The organism is Streptomyces sp. RLB3-17, from assembly GCF_007113425.2.
Classification (GTDB): domain Bacteria; phylum Actinomycetota; class Actinomycetes; order Streptomycetales; family Streptomycetaceae; genus Streptomyces; species Streptomyces mirabilis_D.
The window spans coordinates 5,755,017-5,776,739 of record NZ_CP041610.2; the positions used below are offsets into that span (position 1 = coordinate 5,755,017).

At 68.6% G+C, this 21,723-nt stretch carries 19 protein-coding genes and 1 riboswitch; of the genes, 9 read left to right on the top strand and 10 right to left on the bottom strand.

All coding sequences use genetic code 11. The features are described 5' to 3' along the window. Positions 1-55 precede the first annotated feature (55 nt). The 3 genes from cydB to hisC form a co-directional block, all read right to left on the bottom strand. The gene (cydB, locus tag FNV62_RS26145; protein WP_060901679.1) at positions 56-1,063 is read right to left on the bottom strand and encodes a cytochrome d ubiquinol oxidase subunit II; all 1,008 of its coding nucleotides are present in this window, start codon (positions 1,061-1,063) and stop codon (positions 56-58) included. Between the two features lie 20 nt (positions 1,064-1,083). Further along, entirely contained in the window at positions 1,084-2,601 is a 1,518-nt protein-coding gene (locus tag FNV62_RS26150; protein ID WP_054236914.1) for a cytochrome ubiquinol oxidase subunit I, read from the bottom strand. A gap of 336 nt (positions 2,602-2,937) precedes the next feature. Next, positions 2,938-4,014 (bottom strand): histidinol-phosphate transaminase, encoded by a 1,077-nt coding sequence (hisC, locus tag FNV62_RS26155; protein ID WP_054236913.1) that lies wholly within the window; start codon positions 4,012-4,014, stop codon positions 2,938-2,940. 489 nt (positions 4,015-4,503) lie between these two features. On the opposite strand from hisC, the gene FNV62_RS26160 reads away from it, so the two are divergent. The 3 genes from FNV62_RS26160 (at position 4,504) to FNV62_RS26170 (ending at position 7,996) form a co-directional block, all read left to right on the top strand. Continuing rightward, positions 4,504-5,616, top strand: coding sequence for a LacI family DNA-binding transcriptional regulator (locus tag FNV62_RS26160; RefSeq protein ID WP_060901678.1), 1,113 nt, complete (start codon positions 4,504-4,506; stop codon positions 5,614-5,616). A 258-nt stretch (positions 5,617-5,874) separates the two neighbouring features. Further along, entirely contained in the window at positions 5,875-6,945 is a 1,071-nt protein-coding gene (locus FNV62_RS26165) for a metallophosphoesterase (protein WP_054236911.1), read from the top strand. A gap of 181 nt (positions 6,946-7,126) precedes the next feature. Beyond that, complete coding sequence (locus FNV62_RS26170) at positions 7,127-7,996, top strand: hypothetical protein (protein WP_143627249.1); 870 nt, start codon at positions 7,127-7,129, stop codon at positions 7,994-7,996. A 131-nt stretch (positions 7,997-8,127) separates the two neighbouring features. Here FNV62_RS26170 and FNV62_RS26175 read toward each other — a convergent pair whose 3' ends face one another. Together FNV62_RS26175 and thiC are read right to left on the bottom strand one after the other, a co-directional pair. Continuing rightward, positions 8,128-9,597, bottom strand: coding sequence for a VWA domain-containing protein (locus FNV62_RS26175; RefSeq protein ID WP_169081061.1), 1,470 nt, complete (start codon positions 9,595-9,597; stop codon positions 8,128-8,130). Positions 9,598-9,693: 96 nt separating this feature from the next. Next, positions 9,694-11,523, bottom strand: coding sequence for a phosphomethylpyrimidine synthase ThiC (gene thiC / locus FNV62_RS26180; RefSeq protein WP_060901675.1), 1,830 nt, complete (start codon positions 11,521-11,523; stop codon positions 9,694-9,696). Continuing rightward, positions 11,516-11,693, bottom strand: a riboswitch (TPP riboswitch). (Overlaps the previous gene by 8 nt.) 71 nt (positions 11,694-11,764) lie before the next feature. Between thiC and FNV62_RS26185 the strand changes: the two genes are divergently transcribed. Further along, positions 11,765-13,351, top strand: coding sequence for a YibE/F family protein (locus FNV62_RS26185; RefSeq protein ID WP_097285418.1), 1,587 nt, complete (start codon positions 11,765-11,767; stop codon positions 13,349-13,351). Positions 13,352-13,409: 58 nt separating this feature from the next. Here FNV62_RS26185 and FNV62_RS26190 read toward each other — a convergent pair whose 3' ends face one another. The 4 genes from FNV62_RS26190 to FNV62_RS26205 form a co-directional block, all read right to left on the bottom strand. Beyond that, on the bottom strand, positions 13,410-13,847 hold the full coding sequence (locus FNV62_RS26190; RefSeq protein WP_060901673.1) for an SsgA family sporulation/cell division regulator: 438 nt from the start codon (positions 13,845-13,847) through the stop codon (positions 13,410-13,412). Between the two features lie 100 nt (positions 13,848-13,947). Further along, positions 13,948-14,712 carry an IclR family transcriptional regulator gene (locus FNV62_RS26195; protein ID WP_257040335.1) on the bottom strand — a complete coding sequence of 255 codons (765 nt, stop codon included), beginning with the start codon at positions 14,710-14,712 and terminating at the stop codon, positions 13,948-13,950. Positions 14,713-15,081: 369 nt separating this feature from the next. Further along, positions 15,082-15,294 (bottom strand): DUF5326 family protein, encoded by a 213-nt coding sequence (locus FNV62_RS26200; protein ID WP_054236469.1) that lies wholly within the window; start codon positions 15,292-15,294, stop codon positions 15,082-15,084. Between the two features lie 165 nt (positions 15,295-15,459). Further along, positions 15,460-15,777, bottom strand: coding sequence for a cupin domain-containing protein (locus tag FNV62_RS26205; RefSeq protein WP_054236468.1), 318 nt, complete (start codon positions 15,775-15,777; stop codon positions 15,460-15,462). 81 nt (positions 15,778-15,858) lie between these two features. On the opposite strand from FNV62_RS26205, the gene FNV62_RS26210 reads away from it, so the two are divergent. From FNV62_RS26210 to FNV62_RS26230, 5 genes are all read left to right on the top strand, one after another. After that, the gene (locus FNV62_RS26210; RefSeq protein ID WP_054236467.1) at positions 15,859-16,239 is read left to right on the top strand and encodes a phage holin family protein; all 381 of its coding nucleotides are present in this window, start codon (positions 15,859-15,861) and stop codon (positions 16,237-16,239) included. 9 nt (positions 16,240-16,248) lie between these two features. Beyond that, positions 16,249-16,740: a low molecular weight protein-tyrosine-phosphatase gene (locus FNV62_RS26215; RefSeq protein WP_097285419.1), complete on the top strand. Its 492-nt coding sequence runs from the start codon at positions 16,249-16,251 to the stop codon at positions 16,738-16,740. Continuing rightward, entirely contained in the window at positions 16,737-17,882 is a 1,146-nt protein-coding gene (locus FNV62_RS26220; protein WP_054236465.1) for a cystathionine gamma-lyase, read from the top strand. Before FNV62_RS26215 ends, FNV62_RS26220 begins: the two co-directional genes overlap by 4 nt. 249 nt (positions 17,883-18,131) lie before the next feature. After that, complete coding sequence (locus tag FNV62_RS26225) at positions 18,132-19,037, top strand: LysR family transcriptional regulator (RefSeq protein WP_143627253.1); 906 nt, start codon at positions 18,132-18,134, stop codon at positions 19,035-19,037. Between the two features lie 116 nt (positions 19,038-19,153). Continuing rightward, complete coding sequence (locus tag FNV62_RS26230; protein ID WP_054236463.1) at positions 19,154-19,636, top strand: NUDIX domain-containing protein; 483 nt, start codon at positions 19,154-19,156, stop codon at positions 19,634-19,636. A 45-nt stretch (positions 19,637-19,681) separates the two neighbouring features. Here FNV62_RS26230 and FNV62_RS26235 read toward each other — a convergent pair whose 3' ends face one another. After that, positions 19,682-21,508: a globin domain-containing protein gene (locus FNV62_RS26235; RefSeq protein ID WP_143627255.1), complete on the bottom strand. Its 1,827-nt coding sequence runs from the start codon at positions 21,506-21,508 to the stop codon at positions 19,682-19,684. Positions 21,509-21,723 lie beyond the last annotated feature (215 nt).

Sequence of the window (21,723 nt, forward strand, 5' to 3'; positions counted from 1 at the left end):
ATGCCCTTGGGTCGGACTTGGTCCATGAGGTCGGATTCAGCCCATAAGGCCGGGGTCAGTGCGCAACATCCGCGGCGATGTGATGCGTACCGATCCTCTTGCGGAACACCCAGTACGTCCACGACTGGTAGAGCAGAACCATCGGTGTGGCGATTCCCGCGCACCAGGTCATGATCCTCAGGGTGTAAGGAGACGACGAGGCGTTGCTGACCGTCAGGCTCCAGTCCGGGTTGAGCGAGGACGGCATGACGTTCGGGAAGAGCGTCAGGAAGAGCATCGCGACGGCCGCCACGATGGTGAGCCCCGACAGCGCGAACGCCCAGCCCTCGCGCCCCGTCTGGGCCACCGCGATCGCGGCGACGAGGGCGACCACGGCCACGATCAACGCGACCAGGGACTTCGCGTCGCCGTTGTCGGCCTGGGTCCAGATCAGGAAGACGAGTGCCACCACGGCGGCCACCAGCCCGACCCCGAGCGAGAGCTTGCGCGCCCGCTCCCGTATGTCCCCGACGGTCTTGAGCCCCACGAACACGATCCCGTGGAAGGTGAACAACGTCAGCGTGACCAGACCGCCCAGGAGCGCGTACGGGTTGAGCAGGTCACCGAAGTTGCCCACGTACTCGAAGTTCTTGTCGATCTTCACTCCGTGCACGATGTTGCCGAAGGCCACGCCCCACATGAACGCGGGGACGAGCGAGGTCCAGAAGATCGCCGCCTCCCAGTTGCGCTGCCAGTTCTCCTCGGGCCGCTTCACCCGGTACTCGAAGGCGACTCCGCGCACGATCAGGCAGACGAGGATGAGCAGCAGCGGCAGATAGAAGCCGGAGAAGAGCGTGGCGTACCACTCCGGGAAGGCGGCGAAGGTCGCGCCGCCCGCCGAGAGCAGCCAGACCTCGTTGCCGTCCCAGACGGGTCCGATGGTGTTGATGAGGACCCGCTTCTCGGTGCGGTCGCGGGCCAGCAGCTTGGTGAGGACGCCGACCCCGAAGTCGAAGCCCTCCAGGAAGAAGTAGCCGGTCCACAGGACCGCGATGATGACGAACCAGACGTCGTGGAGTTCCATGACTCAGCAGCTCCCTGGGCCTAGTAGGAGAAGGCCATCGGCTTGTCGGCGTCATGGGGGTCGCCGCCGATCTTGGTGGGCGGGTTGAGGTCGGCCTCGGTGAGCTCCGGCGGACCCTGCTTCACGTACTTGAGCATCAGCTTCACCTCGATGACGGCGAGGATCGCGTAGATGAGGGTGAACACGATCAGCGAGGTCAGCACCTCCGCCTGGGAGACCCCGGGCGAGACCGCGTCCCTGGTCCTCAACAGGCCGTACACCACCCAGGGCTGACGCCCCGTCTCGGTGAAGATCCAGCCCCAGGAGATGCCGATGAGCGGGAAGATCAACGTCCACTGGGACAGCCGCCACCACCAGATGCCGAGCTTCGGCGTCAGCTCCATGTTCTTGGTGAGCATGAGCTTCGGGACGTCCTCGTCCCCGGTGCGGTGTTCCGGCGCCAGCCAGAACTTCCGCCTGGTCAGCCAGAGGCCGGCGGTGCACAGGGCCATCGAGACCCCACCGAAGCCGATCATCCAGCGGTACGCCCAGTAGGCGGTGGGGATGTTGGGCCGGTAGTCACCGGGCCCGAACTTCTCCTGTTCGGACTTGTTGATGTCGTTGATGCCGGGGATCTTGGCGTTGAAGTCGTTCTTGGCGAGGAAGGAGAGTATCCCCGGGATCTCGATGGCGACGGTGTTGTGCCCCTTGGCGACATCGCCGTACGCGAAGAGGGAGAAGGGCGCGGGCTGCTGCGAGTCCCACAGGGCTTCGGCGGCCGACATCTTCATCGGCTGCTGCTCGTACATCACCTTGCCGAGGGTGTCGGCGCTGACGACGGTGAGGAGCGTGCCGACCAGCGCGGTGACCAGGCCGAGCCGCAGCGACATCCGCATGGTGCGGACATGCCGCTTCTTGCGCAGGTGGAAGACGGCGATGCCGGTCATGAAGGCGCCGCCGACCAGGATGGACGCGCTGATCACATGCCAGAAGTTGACGAGCGCCGTCTCCTGGAAGAGCACCTTGGGGAAGTCGGTCAGCTCGGCGCGCATCGTGCCGTCCGCCTTCTTGACCAGCCGGTAGCCGACCGGATGCTGCATGAAGGAGTTGGCCGCCATGATGAAGTAGGCCGACAGGATCGTGCCGATGGAGACCACCCAGATACAGGCGAGGTGCACCTTCTTCGGCAGCTTGTCCCAGCCGAAGATCCACAGCCCGATGAAGGTGGACTCGAAGAAGAAGGCGATCAGGGCCTCGAAGGCAAGCGGGGCACCGAACACGTCACCGACGAAGCGCGAGTAGTCGGACCAGTTCATGCCGAACTGGAACTCCTGCACGATGCCGGTCACGACACCCATGGCGATGTTGATCAGGAACAGCTTTCCCCAGAACTTGGTCGCCCTGAGGTAGTGCTCCTTGCCCGTCCGCACCCAGGCGGTCTCCAGAATCGCCGTGAGAGCGGCGAGCGAGATCGTCAGCGGGACGAAAAGGAAGTGGTAGACGGTGGTGATGCCGAACTGCCACCGAGCCAGAGTCTCCGGTGCCAAAGCCAGTTCCACGTCGTCAGTCTCCTTACGCCGCCGTGGTTACAGCGGCAGTTTGCCCCTTTTGCTACATACATCACGGGACAACCGGGACACGCTTGTGAACGCGTTCACATTCACAAGCAATTATGACGCACCGGTTTTCGACCCTCGAAGGGGGGTCCCCCTTTGCGTCAACCCCTCGGAAGGTCTCGAACACACCAAGGTGTCCTCCGGACCACACCACGGTGTCCTCCGGACCACACCACGGTGTCCTCCGGACCGACGACGACAACCCCGCTGCTCCGGCGCCGCGAGGCACGGAAGCAACGGGGTTGTCAGCGGGGATGCGACGTCGGAGGGGATGTGACGTCAGAGCTGCTCGCGGAACCCCTCGGTCGCCTTGAGGAAGATGTCGTTCGCCTCGGTCTCGCCGATCGTCACGCGCACCCCTTCCCCGGCGAAGGGCCGCACGACGACCCCGGCCTGCTCGCAGTGGGCGGCGAACTCGAGCGTGCGCTCCCCCAGCCTGAGCCACACGAAGTTGGCCTGCGTCTCGGGCACCGTCCAGCCCTGCCCGCGCAACGCCTCGACCACGCGGTTGCGCTCGCACACCAGCGCGCCGACCCGGCCGAGCAGTTCGTCCTCGGCGCGCAGCGAGGCGACCGCCGCGTCCTGCGCGAGCTGGCTCACGCCGAAGGGCACCGCCGTCTTGCGCAGCGCCGCGGCCACCGGCTCGTGCGCGATCGCGAAACCGACCCTCAGGCCCGCGAGCCCGTACGCCTTGGAGAAGGTGCGCAGAACACAGACATTGGGACGGTCACGGTAGATCGAAACGCCGTCCGGCACCTCGACGTCCCGGATGAACTCGCGGTACGCCTCGTCCAGGACCACCAGGACATCGCCAGGCACCCGGTCGAGGAATCGCTCCAGCTCGGCCCGGCGCACCACAGTGCCGGTCGGGTTGTTCGGGTTGCAGACGAAAATCAGCCGCGTTCTGTCGGTGATCGCGTCGGCCATGGCGTCCAGGTCGTGCACCTCGTCCGAGGTCAGCGGCACCCGTACCGAGGTCGCCCCGCTGATCTGCGTGATGATCGGGTACGCCTCGAAGGACCGCCAGGCGTAGATCACCTCGTCGCCCGGTCCGCTGGTCGCCTGCAGCAGCTGCTGGGCCACCCCGACCGAACCGGTGCCGGTCGCCAGGTGCGAGAGGGGGACCCCGAAGCGGTCCGACAGCTCGCTCATCAGTCCGGTGCACGCCATGTCCGGGTAGCGGTTGAACGTACCGGCCGCGGCGGTCACGCTCTCCATCACCCCGGGCAGCGGCGGGTAGGGGTTCTCGTTGGAGGACAGCTTGTACGCCACCGCGCCGGCCGCGGCGGGCTTGCCCGGCTTGTAGGTGGGGATACCCTCCAGCTCGGCACGCAGCTTGGGGCTCGTCTCGCTCACCGCAGTCCTCCTCGCGACCACCGCTGGCTCATGACCACCACCGGCTACCAATGCTTCTCACCTTATGAGGATTCGGCGCCGCTGCGAATGGGCCGGGGACAACCATGCGACGCCCCTGGCCCGGGCCGACGACCCGCCGCGTACGCCTTGGTGATCATCGTCATACTCCCCGGCGACCGTCTCCGTGCGAACTCCGCGGTCATCCTCGTACGAAGGCGTACGAATCGGGGGGCGCGTTGCCTTCAAGGCTGTGCGCTGGTGGCTCACGCCGTAGCGCGCATCACCCGTGCAGGTGAGTTGAGACCTCTTCGAAACATGACCCACTTGGCAGGCCCATGCGCGCCGACGCGTCACGTACTGCCATTGGATCGTTTAACTGACTTGGTTTCAAAGGGAGTAGGGAGGTTTCGATCATGCAGAAACGTGCCTGTCAACGCGTGCATATGCGTCCGCACTACCCCACCGCATGAGCCCTACTATCGGCTCGCCATGACAGCAGCAGGGAAGCACCAGGTGAGCCGGGCGGAGACTACCCGCCGAAGCGGTCGACCGGGCCGGGCGGGAATCAGAGACGTCGCCGCGGCCGCAGGCGTCTCGATCACAACCGTCTCCGACGCCCTCAACGGCAAGGGCCGGCTCCCGGACGCCACCCGACGCCACGTCCGCGAAGTCGCCGACCGGCTGGGCTATCGCCCGTCGGCCGCCGCCCGCACCCTCCGTACCGGCAAGTCCGGCCTCATCGGCCTGACCGTGACCACCTACGGGGATGAACCTTTCACCTTCACCGAATTCGCCTACTTCGCCGAGATGGCCAGAGCCGCCACCTCCGCCGCACTCGCCCGCGGCTACGCCCTGGTCATCCTCCCCGCCACCTCACGCCACGACGTCTGGTCCAACGTCGCCCTCGACGGAACCGTCGTCATCGACCCCTCCGACCAGGACCCCGTGGTCAGCGAACTCGTCCGTCAGGGCTTACCCGTCGTCTCCGACGGCCGCCCCGCCGGCACCCTGCCCGTCACCGCCTGGGTCGACAACGACCACGAAGCCGCCGTCCTGGGCATCCTCGACCACCTCGCCGACGCCGGCGCCCGCCGCATCGGCCTCCTCACCGGCACCTCCACCGACACCTATACCCACCTCTCCACCACCGCGTACCTGCACTGGTGCGAGCGGGTCGGACAGGATCCGGTGTACGAGGCCTACCCGGCCCACGACCCGTGTGCGGGCGCCGTCGCCGCGGACCGGCTACTGGCCCGGCCCGACCGCCCCGACGCGGTCTACGGCCTCTTCGACCCCAACGGCACCGATCTGCTGGCCGCTGCCCGGCGCTACGGACTGCGCGTCCCGGACGACCTGCTGCTGGTCTGCTGCAGCGAGTCCACCGTCTACGCCAGCACCGAGCCGCCCATCACCACCCTCTCGCTCAAACCCCGCCGCATCGGCACCGCCGTCGTCCAGCTCCTCATCGACGCCATCGAGGGAGCGGAAACCGACCAACCCGTCGAACAGGTCATACCGACGGAGCTGATCGTGCGTACCTCCTCCGAGCGGCGTCCACCTCGTACGACGGTCAGCCCGCCCCGGTCACCCGAGAAGGGGTAGTCCGGGACCCCGGGGAGGAGTGGCCCGGCGTACGCTGAGGTTGACGTCCGTCATGTCGGCGGCGGGGCATCCACCAGGGAAAGCCCCGCCCAATTCGGGCGAAAACCGTGGTGAACAGGGCTCCTGCTCCGATTCACCACCCCTGGGTCATCACATGGCGCGATCCGCATTCCTATGATGGGCCCACGACACCGCGGGCCGCTGCGACCAGGCAGTCCGATCCGGTGCAGATGCGGCGCGATGGTGGTGGAGGGGTCGATGACTCAGGGGGCCGGTCAGGGACCCGAGGCGGTGCGGACGGAGACGTTGCGCGACTTCCGGGTGCCCGCGTACATCCACGAGACCGGTCCGTACCCGCCGAGCGCAGCTCCCGGCGAGGCGGCCGGAGTCGGCGAGGAGCCCGAGGGCTACACGCCCACCCGGCGCGACCTGCCTGTCATCAACCGGGGCGACACGGTGCAGGTCGTCATGGACCCCGCCGCCGTGGCGGCCCCCCAGCCCGCCGACGGGCCGGGTCCGCTGTACGTCGTGGGCGACGTGCACGGCTACCTCGACCAGCTGGTCGCCGCGCTCCAGGAACAGGGCCTCCTCGACGCCGCGGGCAACTGGTCCGCCGGGACCGCGCGCCTGTGGTTCCTCGGCGACTTCACCGACCGCGGCCCCGACGGCATCGGCGTGATCGACCTCGTGATGCGGCTGTCCGCCGAGGCTGCCGCGGTCGGCGGCTACTGCAAGGCGCTCATGGGCAACCACGAGCTGCTGCTGCTCGGCGCCAAGCGGTTCGGCGACACCCCCGTCAACTCCGGCGCGGGTACCGCCACCTTCCAGGCCGCGTGGCTGCTCAACGGCGGCCAGAAGACCGACATGGACCGCCTCCAGGACCACCACCTGCAGTGGATGGCCCGCCTGGACGCCATGGAGCAGGTCGACGGGCACCTCCTCGTGCACTCCGACACCACCGCCTACCTCGACTACGGCGACTCGATCGAGGCGGTCAACGACACCATCCGCGAAACCCTCACGCGCAACGACGCGGACGAGTGCTGGGACCTCTTCCGGAAGTTCACCAGACGCTTCGCCTTCCGCGACGAAGGCGGTGCCGAGGCGGCGCTGTCCCTGCTGGACACCTACGGCGGCACCCGTGTCGTCCACGGCCACAGCCCCATCCCGTACCTCCTGGGCGAGGTCGGCTCGGAGGACGGCGAGGACGCCGCGGGCCCCGTGGTCGAGGGACCGCATCTCTACGCCGACGGACTGGCCATCGCGATGGACGGCGGAGTGACCATGGCCGGAAAACTGCTGGTCCAGCAACTGCCCCTGGATAGCTGAGGGTTCTTCGGGCAGACGTCCCCCAGGAAGGACAGCGCTGGCCAGGGGGCAATTTCTGGAAACCCCCTGTCACGGCGTGCCGTCACCGCTCTACCATCGGCTTATCCGTAGCAGGCTCCCCTCCGTTTCTGCCCGACGGCTCGTCAGCGTGCGAGCCACCAGCCCTACGGAGCATCGGGGGATGCACATGAACAGCGTTCCGCAGCACCTGCTGAGCGAGGACCGCCAGGAATACGAGCGGATCCTCGATGAGGCGCTGCGCTCCGCCCCACACCGCCCGGAACTCGCCGCTGTCGGCCAGCGGCTCAATGCCGAACAGCTGCGCACGATGGCGCTCAACGCCACCGCACTCATCACGACGGCCGCGGCGACCGAGTACGCGCACTACGTGAAGGTCCGCGAGGAACTGCGCCGCCCGGCGCCGTCCACCCCAACCGTGAGCGAAGGCGCCGGCTCCGCGGAGCCCGGCGCGACCGCGATGGGGCTCGCCGCCACCATGGGCGAGGTCACCGAGACCGCCGGAGCCGGCGCGATCGCCGTCGTCGCGGTGCTCGCGCCCGTCCTCGCCGGAACAGCCGCGGCGATCTTCCTGCTCGTGGGATTCATCCTGAAGGTCCTCACCCCCGAGCTGGCGTTCGCCCAGACCCTGCTGACCACCGGGTGGGTCTTCGGCGCGGTCACGGCGGCCGCGATCCTGGTCGCCGCGGTCGGGCTGCTGCTCACCGCTCTGCGCAACGGCTCGTCCTCGCTCCGGGCCGGAGCGCCCGGCGAGCTCAACGCGGAGGTGGCCCGGGCCAGGGAAGCCTGGCGCGAGGCCCTGCTGGAGCGCGGCATCATGCCGTTCCTCCGGGAGGCCCTCGCCGATCCGGGCTCGGCGGCACTGACCCGTCCGTCACCGACACCGACCACCGGCCGCATGCCGCACCTCGGCTACAACCGGCCGGGGTTCAGCAGCCCCGACGGCGGACCCGCGGCCGGCCCGCGCCCGAGCTTCACCAGCCCGGACTTCACCAGCCCGGACTTCGGGGGGCCCGAGCACCAGCCGGAGTGACACCCGGCGGGCCGACACCGGGGTGACGGGAACGAGGGGCCTGCGCCAATACGGCGCGGGCCCTTTTGCCGCTGCCCACCCCTTCACCCTCACCGGCGCCCGCCCCGCTCGTACGGTCCTGGTGCGCCCCGTCAGATGATGCCGAGCCCCCGGGCCGCCGTCATCCAGGCCGGGAACTGGGAGAGCAGCCGGTCGTACAACTCCGGGTCCGGTACGCCGCTGATGTCGTCCACCGCGAAGAACCCCACGTTGTCGACGCGCCGACCGGGCAACGTGTCGAACCGCTCCAGCACGCCGTAGTTCGACCGCCCCAGGCCCACGAACTGCCAGAAGATCGGCTCCTCCACCGCGGCCCTCAGCTCCTGCTCGATCGCCTTGTTCCGGTAGACACCTCCGTCGGAGAAGAACAACACCAGCGTGGGATCGACAGCCGGATGCTCTCGTACATACGTACGCACCTCGGCGATCGCCTTCTGCTCCTCGTTCTGGATACCGACCGACCGCATGTCCACCTGCCCCGGCAGCAGGCCCTTCCGTGGCTTGTTGCTCCGCCGGAACAGGCTCAGCTCACCGACCCGGACATGGAGCTCCAGCCACTCGGGCAGCTCGCCCAGACTCAGGTCGGGCAGCCGGGCGGCATGGGAGGCGAACGTCCACGCCTGCATCACCCCGTCGTCGTCCAGCTGCGCCGCCACCGCGGCCATCCGCTCCACCACGTCGGCCACGACGCCCTTGGAGTACAGGAGCGACATGGAACCGGAGGCGTCGAGGATCAACACGACGCGCGCCGTGACCCCCTCCGCACCGTGCTTCCGCAGACTGACCGCCACCTGCTCCTTGCGCAACGAGAGCCGCTTGCGCATGTCCACGGGCAACCGTTCCTCGCCCTTGCTGAGACGCGGGGAGGAAGCCGGGGACACTGATGGTGCCGGAGGTGCCGAGGGCGCCGGCGGGGCGCCCGCAGCGGTGGAAGCGGCCGTCCGTGAGCCAGTCGGCGGGAGCGCGGGAGAGACCGCCGGTGTGCCCCCGGGTGAAACCGTCGGCTCCGGCCCGGGCGCACCGGCCCCGTCGGACTCCACGCTGATACCGAAGTCGGTGGCGAGACCGGCCAGCCCGGACGCATAGCCCTGTCCGACCGCCCGGAACTTCCACTGACCTCCCCGCAGATACAGCTCGCCCCCGATGAACGCCGTCTCCGTCGTGGCCTCCATCTCGAAGCGCGCGATCTCCTGCTGGGTCCCGGCATCGAGCAGCCGCAGCGTCAGTCCGGACAGCCCGCCGAAGGTGCCGCCATCGGCCGAGGCGCACAGGACGACCCGCTCGATCTCCGGTTCCAGGGCACGCAGGTCCACCTCGACGGTGTCCGTCGTGGCGGCGCCGTCCCGCTGCTTCCCGAGATGCCGTACGGCGCCGGAGGCGTGCCGCGGCTGGTTGTAGAAGACGAAGTCCCCGTCGTCCCGCACACGTCCGCCCGGGCCGAGCAGCAGCGCCGAGGCATCCGCGTCCGGTGCACCGGCACCTCCTCTCCAGCCGAGCACGGCCCGCACCGCCCCGGCGGCGACGGGAAGGTTGGCGCCCTTGCTCATGGATGTCGATGTCATGGGCCCAGTCTGCCGAGAGAAGCCGGCCCGGGAGCCGTTCGTTGCGCTGGATCTACGCCGCGAACGGCTCCGGGCACGACTGCGCGTGCGTGCGGCTCAGTCCGCGAGCGGCAGATAGACCCGGTTGCCGGCGGCGGCGAACTCCCTGGACTTCTGCAGCATCCCCTCGGCGACCTCTTCGGCCGACGCCCCCGCGGCCGCCGTACCGCCGAACTGCTCGGTGATGCTCTGGCTGATCTTCATCGAGCAGAACTTCGGGCCGCACATGGAGCAGAAGTGCGCCGTCTTGGCGGGCTCGGCCGGCAGGGTCTCGTCATGGAACTCCCGTGCCGTGTCCGGGTCGAGGGCCAGGTTGAACTGGTCCTCCCACCGGAACTCGAAGCGGGCGTCGGACAGCGCGTCGTCCCATTCCTGCGCACCCGGGTGCCCCTTGGCGAGGTCGGCTGCGTGGGCGGCGATCTTGTAGGTGATGACGCCGGTCTTGACGTCGTCACGATTGGGCAGGCCCAAGTGCTCCTTGGGCGTGACATAGCAGAGCATGGCCGTGCCCCACCAGGCGATCATCGCGGCACCGATGCCGGAGGTGATGTGGTCGTACGCCGGCGCGACGTCCGTCGTCAGCGGGCCGAGCGTATAGAACGGAGCTTCATCACAGATCTCCTGCTGAAGGTCGATGTTCTCCTTGATCTTGTGCATCGGGACATGTCCCGGGCCCTCGATCATCGTCTGCACATGAAAACGCTTCGCGATCGTGTTGAGTTCCCCGAGCGTCCTCAACTCCGCGAACTGAGCAGCGTCGTTGGCGTCCGCGATCGACCCGGGCCGCAGCCCGTCGCCGAGCGAGTACGTGACGTCGTACGCCGCGAGGATCTCGCAGAGTTCCTCGAAGTTCTCGTAGAGGAACGATTCCTTGTGGTGCGCGAGGCACCAGGCCGCCATGATCGAGCCGCCGCGCGAGACGATGCCGGTCTTGCGGTTCGCCGTGAGCGGCACGTACGGCAGCCGCACGCCCGCGTGCACCGTCATGTAGTCCACGCCCTGCTCGGCCTGCTCGATGACCGTGTCCTTGTAGATCTCCCAGGTCAGCTCCTCGGCGCGGCCGTCCACCTTCTCCAGAGCCTGGTAGAGCGGCACCGTGCCGATGGGGACGGGGGAGTTGCGCAGGACCCATTCCCGCGTGGTGTGGATATTGCGACCGGTGGACAGGTCCATGACCGTGTCCGCGCCCCAGCGGGTCGCCCAGGTCATCTTCTCGACCTCCTCCTCGATGGAGGAGGTGACGGCGGAGTTGCCGATGTTGGCGTTGACCTTCACCAGGAACCGCTTGCCGATGATCATCGGCTCGATCTCCGGGTGGTTGACGTTCGCGGGCAGCACCGCGCGACCGGCGGCGATCTCCTCGCGTACGACCTCGGGGTCGACGTTCTCGCGGACCGCCACGAACTCCATCTCGGGTGTGATCTCGCCCCGCCGGGCGTAGGCGAGCTGCGTGACCGCCTCTCCGGGACGGCCTCGACGCGGCTGGCGTGGCCGCCCCGGGAAGACCGCGTCGAGGTTGCGCAGGCCCCCGCGCGGCGAGGTGTGCTTGATTCCGTCGTCCTCGGGACGGACGGGACGCCCCGCGTACTCCTCGGTGTCACCGCGGGCGATGATCCAGTTCTCGCGCAGTGGCGCGAGGCCCCTGCGTACGTCGGTGTCAACGACCGGATCGGTGTACGGGCCGGAGGTGTCGTACAGCGTGACGGACTGCCCGTTGGTGAGGTGCACTTGACGGACCGGCACCCGCAGATCGGGGCGCGAACCCCCGACGTATCCCTTGTGCCAGCCGATGGACTTCCCGGCCTCCCGCGGCTGTTCGCCCTCGGGCGTGGCAGGCGCCCCGCCCATCTGGCTGGAGGCAGGCGTGCGTACGTCCTTGTTGGTCATGAGACCTACTCCCTACGCCGGCATTACCCGGTAACAGGTTCGGCGGTCGACGCAGCGGATTCCGTCTGCCGACGTCCCTTGTGAAACATCACTCGTTCCACGTGAAACATCGCTAAGACGGAGGTCAGCGCCCTCTCAGCCCGGTGCTCCGAGCTCCCGCGTGTGCAAAGGTGACTCCACGCTAGCGTCATATCTGGCGCGGTGAACAGAGGGCCCTCGCCGTTCTTGCGATGATCGGTCGGTGACCACAACGCAGCAGCCCCCGTTCCCGCCGTCCGAGCCGCCGCGCCGACGCGGTCCCGGAGACGGCTATGGACCTGGCTCCGGAGACGGCCGCGGACACGGGCCGGGCGGTGGCCCCGGCCCCGGTCCAGGCGGCGGGCATGGGCACGGACCGGGTGAGGGACACGGGCACGGCCCAGGGGACCGACACGGACATGGGTCTGGGTCTGGGAACGGACCTGGGCCGGGGAACGGGCACGGCCGTGGCGACGGGCACGGATCTGGGGACGGACACGGATCCGGGCACTCGCACAGTCACAGCCATGGGCCCGCCACGCCCGTCTCCAAGCATCTGCGCAAGGTCATCGCGGCCATTCTGATCCCCTTCGCCGCCGCGGTCGTCGTGGGTCTCGCGGTGCTCTGGCCCGGTGGCGCCCCTTCCCACGAGCGCACCGGCGTCGGCTTCGACCGGCAGACCCAGCAGGCCACGGTCACCAAGGTCGACAAGGTCAGCTGCAAGTCCGTGAACGCGTCGGGGGAGACCCCGACCGGCAACACGTCCACCGCCGAGGGCTCCTCCGCGCAGCAACAGGCGACGGGCGACTGCAAGAAGGCGACGATCCGGATCGACACCGGCAAGGACAAGGGCCGTACGTTCACGGAGATCATCCAGCCCGACCAGTCACGACAGTTGCACGAGGGCGAGAAGGTCGTGGCCGCGTACGAGCCCTCCGCGCCCAGGGACCTGCAGTACTCGGTCACCGATGTGAACCGGAAGTTCCCGATGGCGCTGCTCGCCGGGATCTTCGCGCTGGCCGTCGTGGTGGTGGGCCGGATGCGCGGTGTCATGGCGCTGGTCGCCCTGGCCATCAGCTTCGTGATCCTGACCTTCTTCATCCTGCCCGCGATCCTGCAGGGCTCGAATCCGCTGGTCGTGGCCGTGGTCGGGGCGAGCGCGATCATGCTGATCGCGCTCTACATGTGCCACGGCCTCTCGGCCCGTACGTCGGTGGCGGTGCTCGGCACCCTGCTCTCCCTGGTGCTGATCGGCATCCTCGGCTCGGAGTTCATCGGCTGGGCGGCGCTGACCGGCAACACGGACGACAACACCGGTCTGATCCACGGCCTGTATCCGTCCATCGACATGAGCGGTCTGCTGCTCGCGGGCGTCATCATCGGTTCGCTCGGTGTGCTCGACGATGTGACGGTGACGCAGACCTCGGCGGTCTGGGAGCTGCACGAGGCCAGCCCGACGATGGGCTGGCGCGATCTGTACCGCGCGGGAATCCGGATCGGCCGTGACCACATCGCATCGGTCGTCAACACGCTCGTCCTGGCGTACGCGGGTGCCGCGCTTCCCCTGCTGCTGCTCTTCTCGATCGCGCAGAGCAGCGTGGGCACGGTCGCCAACAGCGAACTGGTCGCCGAAGAGATCGTGCGCACCCTGGTCGGCTCGATCGGCCTGGTCGCCTCGGTGCCGGTGACCACGCTGCTGGCCGCCCTGGTGGTCTCCGCGGACCGTCCGGCAGTCCCGGCCGCCGCCACGGAGCCTGTCGAGAGCAGGGCGCCGGCACGCGGCGGGAAGGGTCGTCGCCGCAAGCGCTGAAGCCTCCCCACGCCCGCGTCGCGTGAGGAAGCGCACTCCGCTTGGGGGACTGGAGGCTTCAGCCCGTGCTCTGCTCCTCCGCCAGGATGCGGTCCAGCGCCTCGTCGAGGTGGGCGTCGAAGTCCGCGAGGGAACGCTCCTGCCCCAGCGGCACCAGCTTGTCCGTGCGGTCGAGGAAGGCCACGAGCGGCGCCGCCCCGGACCGGAACAGCGCGTGGTCGCCCCCCACCTGGAGCCGGATCAGCACCTCACCGAACGCCTCCGGGTCGGCGGGCGCGATGTGCACATCCCCGTCACCGCACGGCCGTCCCACGCCGTCGATCAGCAACTCCCGCCCGAACGCCCAGGTCACAGGCGCGTCGCCGGGCAAGTGGAAGGTCAGCCGCACGGCGTAGGGATCACAGGTCTCGTAGCGCAGCTCCACCGGAATGCGGAAAGAGAGCTCCTCCGAAACGAGGAAGCTCATCATGACCTCTGCCTGTACCGACTCGCGCATCGCCTACCCCGTCGTTTTGCCGTCGACCGGCCAGGAATCATCCCCCTGACTCTGCTGAAATATTGCTCAACGTGCATGCGAGATCACAAGGAGTGAGTTTTCAGATACTGATAGAGATCGCGAGTGTCCCCAGCAGTCTGCCGATCTCACCTTGCAATTGCCGCGCCGCGGGCAGCAGTCGATCGGCCTGGTGAAGAGGGAGAGAAAAGGCCATTGCGGCGGCAGTCGTGCCGACCGTGATGGGAAGGGCCGCACAGACCGTGCCCAGCGCGTACTCCTGGCGCTCGATGACGGGCTCCATCCGCCCCGTCCGCTCCAGCCGCCGCAGCAGACTGACGTTGTCACGCACCGTATAGGGAGTGATCGACTGCACGGGGTAGCGGTCGAGATGATCCCGGCGGGCCTTCTCGTCGAGCTGGGACAGCAGACACTGGCCGATCGCATGGGCGTGTCCGGTCTCCCGGAAGTCCGCCCACTCCTCCACCGCCGGATTCCCTGGCGTGTCGGCGACACACACGACCTCGATCTCGCCGTCACGGTAGACCGCGTAGTACACGGGCGCACCGATCGAATCGCGCCACTGGGCGAGCGTCTCGCTCACCGTGCTGCGACGTTTCTGCTGCGCTCCGCTGCTGCCCAACCGCTCGGCGGCCTCACCGAGGAAGAACAGCCCCTTGTCACGGCACAGATAGCCCTCGTGGACCAGGGTCCGCAGCAGGTGGTAGGCCGTCGGCAGCGCGAGCCCGGCCTCCCGGGCGAGCTGCTTCGCCGGGGCGCCGTGCTGGCGCGCGGCAACGGCCTCCAGGAGACGCATCGCCCGCTGCACGGAGCCGATCAGCGTCGTGGGATGCGGCTCCGATGACACGGCTTCCAGGGGAGTGCGCGCGTCCGGCAGGGGGGTGCGCGCCTCCGCGGGTGAGGTGCGCGGTTGGGCGGGCGGGAGACGTGTCCCCGCGGAAGCGCTGGACCGCTGCAGGGGTGGGGCGGGTGATTGTGCGGGTGCGGTGTCAACCGTGGCCAAGGGGCACTCCCGGAGCGCGAGGGGAACCGCCCGTGCGGGGAAACACGGGAGGGGGCTGTGCGCTGCTCGCGGGGGTCGTCCCCGCGTCGAATTCCGGACTGTAACCGCCCATCACCGCATGCAGACGGCCTCGCCGGAAACTTCCCTCGGCCGAGGGAACCTTGAGTTCCCTTTCCTGACCTGCCCGTTACCCGTTACTCACCCGGTTGAGTCTCACCAGTCGCTGCGCGACGACGAACTCGACATGAACTTGCGTACCACGTAGATCAATCCGCCGACGAGGGCGACGAAGATCAGGACCTTGAAAAGCAGGCCGATCAACACACTGAGCACGCTGACTATCACCGTGCCGAACACGACCAGAGCGATGACCGGCACCGCGATCCACTTCACCCACCACGGCATCCCGCCGAAGATCTCTCGCATCGCCCTTGTCCTTAGCCTCTCTGCGCCCGTGGCCCCAAGTCCGGGACTCTGATTCCGGGTTCTGTGATGTCCTGCATTCGATGCTAGGGCCGCGAAGGGGCCGACGGGGGCCCCGCACCCCTTGTCCTCCCCTGACCGTCCCCCTAGGGAACCCTGAGGCCCCCGTCAGCTCTCGGGCGGAGAGAACACCACCAGAACCCGCAGGTCCTCGGTGATGTGGTGGAACTTGTGGGCGACCCCCGCGGGTACGTAGACGACGCTGCCACGCGCGACCTGGGTGGTCTCCAGGCCGACCGTAATCGAAGCGCGGCCACTCACGACGAAGTACACCTCGTCCTGCTGATGCGGCTTCTGCGGGTCGGGGTCGCCCGCGTCGAGCGCGTACAGGCCGACCGACATGTTCCGTTCGCGCAGAAACTGCAGGTAAGCACCGTCGTTGGCGGCCCGTTCCGCCTCCAGTTCGTCCAGCCGGAATGCCTTCATCGCCCTCGTCCGCTCCCGTGCTCCGAAAGCTGTGTCCACAGCCTTGCTCGCCAGTCGATCTCTTCTGCCACGATCAGACACATGAAGAATTTCGTAGTCAAGACGATCGCCAACGCGGGGGCCCTGGCCGTCGCGGTGTGGCTGCTCGACAAGATCACCCTGACAGGGACCAGCACCGGCAAGAAGGTCGGCACGCTGCTGGTGGTCGCCCTGGTCTTCGGTCTGGTGAACTTCCTGGTCAAGCCGGTGGTGAAGGTGCTGACCTTCCCGCTCTTCATTCTGACGCTCGGCCTGATCACCCTCGTGGTCAACGCCCTGATGCTGCTGCTCACCTCGTGGCTGGCCGGCAAGCTCGACCTCAGTTTCCATGTGGAGGGCTTCTGGACCGCCGTGGTGGGCGGCCTGATCATCTCGGTCGTGTCCTGGGCGCTCAATGTCGTGCTGCCCGACGGCGAGGACTGAGAGCGTCCGATGTCCTATCGCGTCTGTTTCGTCTGTACCGGCAACATCTGCCGGTCGCCGATGGCCGAGTCCGTCTTCCGCACCCGCATAGAAGAGGCCGGACTCGACGGCCTGGTAGAGGTCGACAGCGCGGGCACGGACGGCTGGCACGAGGGCGACGGTGCGGACTCGCGCACCGTCGCCGTCCTGGAGGCGGCCGGCTACGAGAGCGGCCATGCGGCCCGCCAGTTCCACGTCTCGTGGTTCTCCGACCTCGACCTTGTGATCGCCCTCGACTCCGGCCACCTCAAGGCCCTGCGCCGGCTCGCGCCCACTCCCGAGGACGCGACGAAGGTCCGGCTGCTGCGGTCGTACGACCCCGAAGCGGGCGACGACCTGGACGTTCCCGATCCGTATTACGGACCCATGGACGGCTTCGAGGAATGTCTTGAGATGGTGGAGGCGGCGAGCCCCGGACTGCTCGCCGCTGTACAGCAAGAACTGGAGGGACGGGCAGCATGACGTCAGGGGATTTCGTCACGGGAAGCGGCGACGGCACGCGAGCGGTACGGGCGGGGCTGCCCGACCCCGTCAAATACGAGCCGACGCTTCCGGGCCCGGTCTTCGCCGCGCACTTCCATCTGCCGGGCGATCCGACCGGCCCGTACACCTACGGTCGTGACGAGAACCCGACCTGGACGCTCCTGGAGCGTGCCATCGGCGAGTTGGAGGCACCCGGGCAGGACGGTGTCACGACGCTCGCCTTCCCCTCCGGGATGGCCGCCATCTCGGCGGTGCTCTTCTCCCAGCTGAAGGCCGGAGACGTGGTGGTCCTGCCCGTCGACGGCTACCAGGTGCTGCCACTGGTGCGCGAGCAGCTCACCGCGTACGGCATCGAGGTACGCACCGCCCCGACCGGCGGCGACGCCCAGCTCGAGGTGCTCGACGGCGCGAAGCTGCTGTGGATCGAGACCCCGTCGAACCCGGGGCTCGACGTCTGCGACGTACGACGCCTCGTCGCGGCGGCCCACGCGCAGGGCACCCTCGTCGCGGTCGACAACACCCTGGCGACCCCGCTCGGGCAGCGCCCGCTGGAGCTGGGTGCCGACTTCTCGGTCGCCAGCGGCACCAAGATGCTCACCGGGCACGGCGACATCCTCCTCGGGTACGTCACCGCGCTCGACGCCGACCTGATGGCGCCCGTGCGGCGCTGGCGGAAGATCGTCGGAGCGATCCCCGGGCCCATGGAGGCCTGGTTGGCCCACCGCTCCCTCGCCACGCTCCAGCTGCGCGCCGACCGGCAGAACGCCAACGCCCTGGTGATCGCCGAGGCGCTGCGCGGTCGGCCCGAGGTGACCGGGCTGCGCTATCCGGGACTGCCCGACGACCCCTCGCACAAGATCGCCTCGCAGCAGATGCGGCGCTTCGGATGCGTGGTGTCCTTCACACTGCCCACGCGCGCGCGTGCCGACCGTTTCCTCGACGCGCTGCGCCTGGTGGACGACGCGACGAGTTTCGGCGGGGTGCGGTCCACCGCCGAGCGACGCGGCCGGTGGGGCGGCGACGCGGTGCCGGAAGGCTTCATCCGTTTCTCGGCCGGCGCCGAGGACCCCGAGGACCTGGTGGCGGACGTACTGCGCGCGCTCGACGAATCCGCGGAGTGACCCCTGCCTGAACGACCGGTGAGTCTCCTGCGGCATACATCCAGGCTGTCCGCTTGGCACCTCGCTCCGTACAACGGACGGTCCGAGCCTCCCCCCTCGTGGCTCGGACCGTCCCGGTTCTGCGCGCGAAGAACCGCGCGAACAAGGCTAGTTGACTCTGTGTCAGTGTCCAATCACAGTAGCGACAGAGACCTATCGACTTATTTATAGTTGGGGCTCGGTCGGGGGCGCTGGGAGGGGAGGGGCACCATGGATCTGGCCCTGCTGCGCACATTTGTGACCGTGCACCGGGCCGGTTCCTTCACTCGCGCCGCCGCGCTGCTCGGTCTCTCACAGCCTGCCGTCACCTCACAGATCCGCACACTGGAGCGGCAGTTGGGGCGGCCGCTCTTTCTTCGCCAGGCCCGTGGGGTGACCCCCACGACGATCGGTGACGAGCTCGCCCACAAGGCCGCGCCGCATCTCGACGCCCTGGTGGAGATCGCCGAGACCGGACTCGACGAGGACTCGTCAGTACGCACCCTGCATCTGGCCGGGCTACCGGAGTTCACCGCCGAGCGGGCACTGCCCGCGCTCACGGAGCTGACGGGCGAGGACGGCCAGGGTTTCGCGCTGCGTGCCTCCTTCGGCAACGCCGAGGAGACACTGGAAGGGCTCGCCGCCGGACATCATGATCTGGCCATCACCACGGCCCGTCCCCGTGGCACCCTGCTCACCGCGACTCCGCTCTGCGACGAGGAGCACGTGCTGGTCGCCGCCCCGCGCTGGGCCGCCCGTATAGGTGCCGGAAAGCTCCGCCGAAAGGGCTCGCCGGCCCTGGAGAACTTTCCCGTGGTCGAAGTGCACGAGTCGCTGCCGCTCGTCGCCCGCTACTGGGCATCCGTCTTCGACTCCCACCCGGCCGCTTCGGGCACCGTCGTCGTCCCCGATCTGCGCGCCGTGCTCGCCTGCGCCGCCACGGGCGCGGGCCTCGCGGTGCTGCCCCGGTATCTGTGCGCCGAAGCCCTGGAACGGGGTGACGTGGTCGCGCTTCTCGACCCGGCGGTGCCTCCGCTGCGTACGTACTTCCTGGTGGTCCGCACCGGCACACTGGCCATGCCGCACATCGCTCGGGCGCACGACTGGCTGCTCCACGCCGCGGCCGACTGGTCCTGATGCCCCCCGAGCCTCCCCGGGCTCCCTGAGCCTCCCAGGGGGGTTTCTGAGCCCTTCCTGAGCGCCTCGGGGCTCCGCGATGTTTCACGTGGAACCAACCGGGCCACATTTCTCCCATGACCGTCCGACCCGTGGTCAAGCGCACCGCCCGCGCCATCCTGCTCGATGGCAATGACCTGATCTTGATCAAGCGCACCAAACCCGGCGTCGATCCCTACTGGCTGACACCGGGTGGCGGGGTCGAACCGGAGGACACGACTGTCGTCGACGCACTCCATCGTGAGGTGCACGAGGAACTCGGTGCCAAGATCACCGATGTGGTGCCCTGCTTCGTCGACACCGTCGAGCACATCGGTGATGACGGCGGCGCAACCGGCGTGAAAGTGCAGCACTTCTTCGTTTGCCGTCTGGAGTCCATGGATCCGTCCCAGCGGCACGGCCCCGAGGTGGACGAGCCCTGCGGCGAGTACGAGATCGTGCGGGTGCCCTTCACCCGGGTCGGCATCGCCTCCGTCCACCTCGTACCGCTGTCCCTGCGGCACTATCTCGACGGGAACATCGAAGGCGTACGGGCGATGCACGCACCGGACCTGGGCTGAGGCTCTTCGGGCCGGGGTCATGTCCCGGCTGCCGGATGGGCCCGGTCAGTCCCCTGCCGCGACGAGTTCCTCGACCGAGTCGTGGCGTATACGGTCCGACGGGATGCCCGCTGCCCTCAGAGCGTCCACCCCGCTGCGGATCATGCCGGGTGGCCCCGAGAGATAGGCGTCGTACTCGTTCCACGGGCCGTACTCGCGTACGGCGTCGGGCAGATGGAGATGCGCCCGCTGGTCGACGACCGGGCGTACGGCAAGCCATGGGTGGCTCTGCTGCAGCCGGAGCATCGTGTCGATGTCGTACAGGTCGTGATCGGTGCGGGCACCGTAGAAGACCTCGACCGGCCGCCGCTCCCCGTGCTCGGCGACGTCCTCGACCAGCGCTTTGATGGGCGCGATGCCGGTGCCGCCGCCGAGGCAGAGCAGGCCGCTGTCGGTGGTGTGGTCGACGGTCATCGAGCCGGCCGGCGGGCCGAGCCGGATGATGTCGCCGGGACGGGCACGGTGCACCAGCGCGTTGGAAACCCAGCCCGCCGGGACCGCCTTCACATGGAACGACAGCAGTCCGTCGGACCGGGGCGCCGAGGCGAAGGAGTAGTGCCGCCATATGCGCGGCCACCACGGTGTCTCCAGGCTCGTGTACTGCCCGGCGAGGAAGGGGTACGGCTGGTCGGGGCGGACCGTGATGACGGCGATGTCCGGTGTCCTGAGGTCGTGCGCGACGACTTCGGCGTACCACCAGGCCGGGGCGCGCAACTCGTCCGCGGCCGCCGCGTCGATCATCACCTGGGAGATCGTCGTGTACGCGCGCACCCAGGCCGCCTCGGTCTCGGCGTCCCAGATCGCCGAGGCGAACCGGCTGAGCGAGCCGATGAGGCACTCACCGACGGCCGGATAGTGCTCGGGCCGGGTGCCGTACTTCCGGTGGCCACGGCCGAGGTTCTGCAGGTAGTCGACGAGAACCGGAGTGTTGTCGATGTGTTCGGCGGCGGTCAGCAGCGCCTTGAGCAGTCGGTCTCGCTGGGTGTCCATCGCCGCGGGGAACAGCGGCCGTAGATCCGGGTGACGCACGAAGAGGAGTGCGTAGAAGTAAGAAGTGACCTTGTCGGCGACGGGGCCGACCTCGGCCATGGTCCGGCGGATGAGCACGGCGTCCGGAGACGCCTGCGGAGTGGGGTCGAACCTCTGGGCGGGCGACCGCGGCTCCGGGACGGACGGTCCCGGCTCGGGCAGCGGGGGCGCCTGACGGGAGACGGGAGGCTCGGGTGACCGCGGCGTCTCAAGAGGCTCTGCGGGCTCGGGCGACCGCGGCCTGTCGAAGGGAGCGGGAGGTTCAGGCAACCGAGGCCCGTCGAAGGGCGCGGGAGGCTCGCGGAACCGCTGCTCCTGGACCGGGACCCGAGGCCCGGCAAGGCGCTGCTCCTGGGCGGGTACCGGCGGCTGCGGGCCGGGGCCGAACTGCTCACGTCCGGGATCCGTCCGTTCCCGCCCGAACGCTGACCGCTCCGGGCCGGCATCGGACTGCGCGGAGGAGTCGTGGTCGGGCCCGGCCGGACCTGACCACGGCCGAGCGGATGTGTGGGCGGGCTCCGGCTCGGGGCGTGGGGCCTCAGTGGGCGCGGCCTGCTGGGAAGTCGGCTCTGCCTCCACGGCGGAGGATATTCGTTCCTGCTGTGTCGTTCCCCGACCCGCGGTGGGTCGGCCGACCGGGCGCATCGCTGCCAGACGGCGGCCGTCGGCGGGCTCCCTCTCCCCATCGGACGGCAGTGGTTCCTTGCGCGGCGTGAACCAGCCGCCCCCGCCATTGCCTCCGGAAGTGCCGTTGTCGGCCGACGTGGTGGTCGGAGCGTCCATGGTGTGCCTCGCCTCGAACATCTTTCGGTCGGTCTGCGCACTTCCGCGGTCGGAAGATGCCTACTTTCCCCCGTAGACGACTTGCTTTCCTGCCCCGTTCAGTCCCCACCGGCCAATGCGGCCACATTCAACCCGGATTGCCAGTCTGTACGGACAAGTAAGGCGAGAATGTGACATTGGCCGCACTACCCTCACTGCAGCATCCCACTCCGAGTCAACGCTCGGCCGCATAACGG

Excerpts from the sequence above, each read along its gene's own strand:
- FNV62_RS26200 (WP_054236469.1), bottom strand. The coding sequence starts at position 15,294 with ATGCGAGAGATCTTCGGCGGGATGCCGTGGTGGGTGAAGTGGATCGCG.
- thiC (WP_060901675.1), bottom strand. The coding sequence starts at position 11,523 with ATGACCAACAAGGACGTACGCACGCCTGCCTCCAGCCAGATGGGCGGG.
- FNV62_RS26160 (WP_060901678.1), top strand. The coding sequence starts at position 4,504 with ATGACAGCAGCAGGGAAGCACCAGGTGAGCCGGGCGGAGACTACCCGC.
- FNV62_RS26215 (WP_097285419.1), top strand. The coding sequence starts at position 16,249 with ATGTCCTATCGCGTCTGTTTCGTCTGTACCGGCAACATCTGCCGGTCG.
- FNV62_RS26235 (WP_143627255.1), bottom strand. The coding sequence starts at position 21,508 with ATGTTCGAGGCGAGGCACACCATGGACGCTCCGACCACCACGTCGGCC.
- FNV62_RS26190 (WP_060901673.1), bottom strand. The coding sequence starts at position 13,847 with ATGCGCGAGTCGGTACAGGCAGAGGTCATGATGAGCTTCCTCGTTTCG.
- FNV62_RS26175 (WP_169081061.1), bottom strand. The coding sequence starts at position 9,597 with ATGACATCGACATCCATGAGCAAGGGCGCCAACCTTCCCGTCGCCGCC.
- FNV62_RS26210 (WP_054236467.1), top strand. The coding sequence starts at position 15,859 with ATGAAGAATTTCGTAGTCAAGACGATCGCCAACGCGGGGGCCCTGGCC.
- FNV62_RS26230 (WP_054236463.1), top strand. The coding sequence starts at position 19,154 with ATGACCGTCCGACCCGTGGTCAAGCGCACCGCCCGCGCCATCCTGCTC.
- FNV62_RS26220 (WP_054236465.1), top strand. The coding sequence starts at position 16,737 with ATGACGTCAGGGGATTTCGTCACGGGAAGCGGCGACGGCACGCGAGCG.
- cydB (WP_060901679.1), bottom strand. The coding sequence starts at position 1,063 with ATGGAACTCCACGACGTCTGGTTCGTCATCATCGCGGTCCTGTGGACC.
- FNV62_RS26205 (WP_054236468.1), bottom strand. The coding sequence starts at position 15,777 with ATGAAGGCATTCCGGCTGGACGAACTGGAGGCGGAACGGGCCGCCAAC.
- FNV62_RS26170 (WP_143627249.1), top strand. The coding sequence starts at position 7,127 with ATGCACATGAACAGCGTTCCGCAGCACCTGCTGAGCGAGGACCGCCAG.
- FNV62_RS26165 (WP_054236911.1), top strand. The coding sequence starts at position 5,875 with ATGACTCAGGGGGCCGGTCAGGGACCCGAGGCGGTGCGGACGGAGACG.
- FNV62_RS26225 (WP_143627253.1), top strand. The coding sequence starts at position 18,132 with ATGGATCTGGCCCTGCTGCGCACATTTGTGACCGTGCACCGGGCCGGT.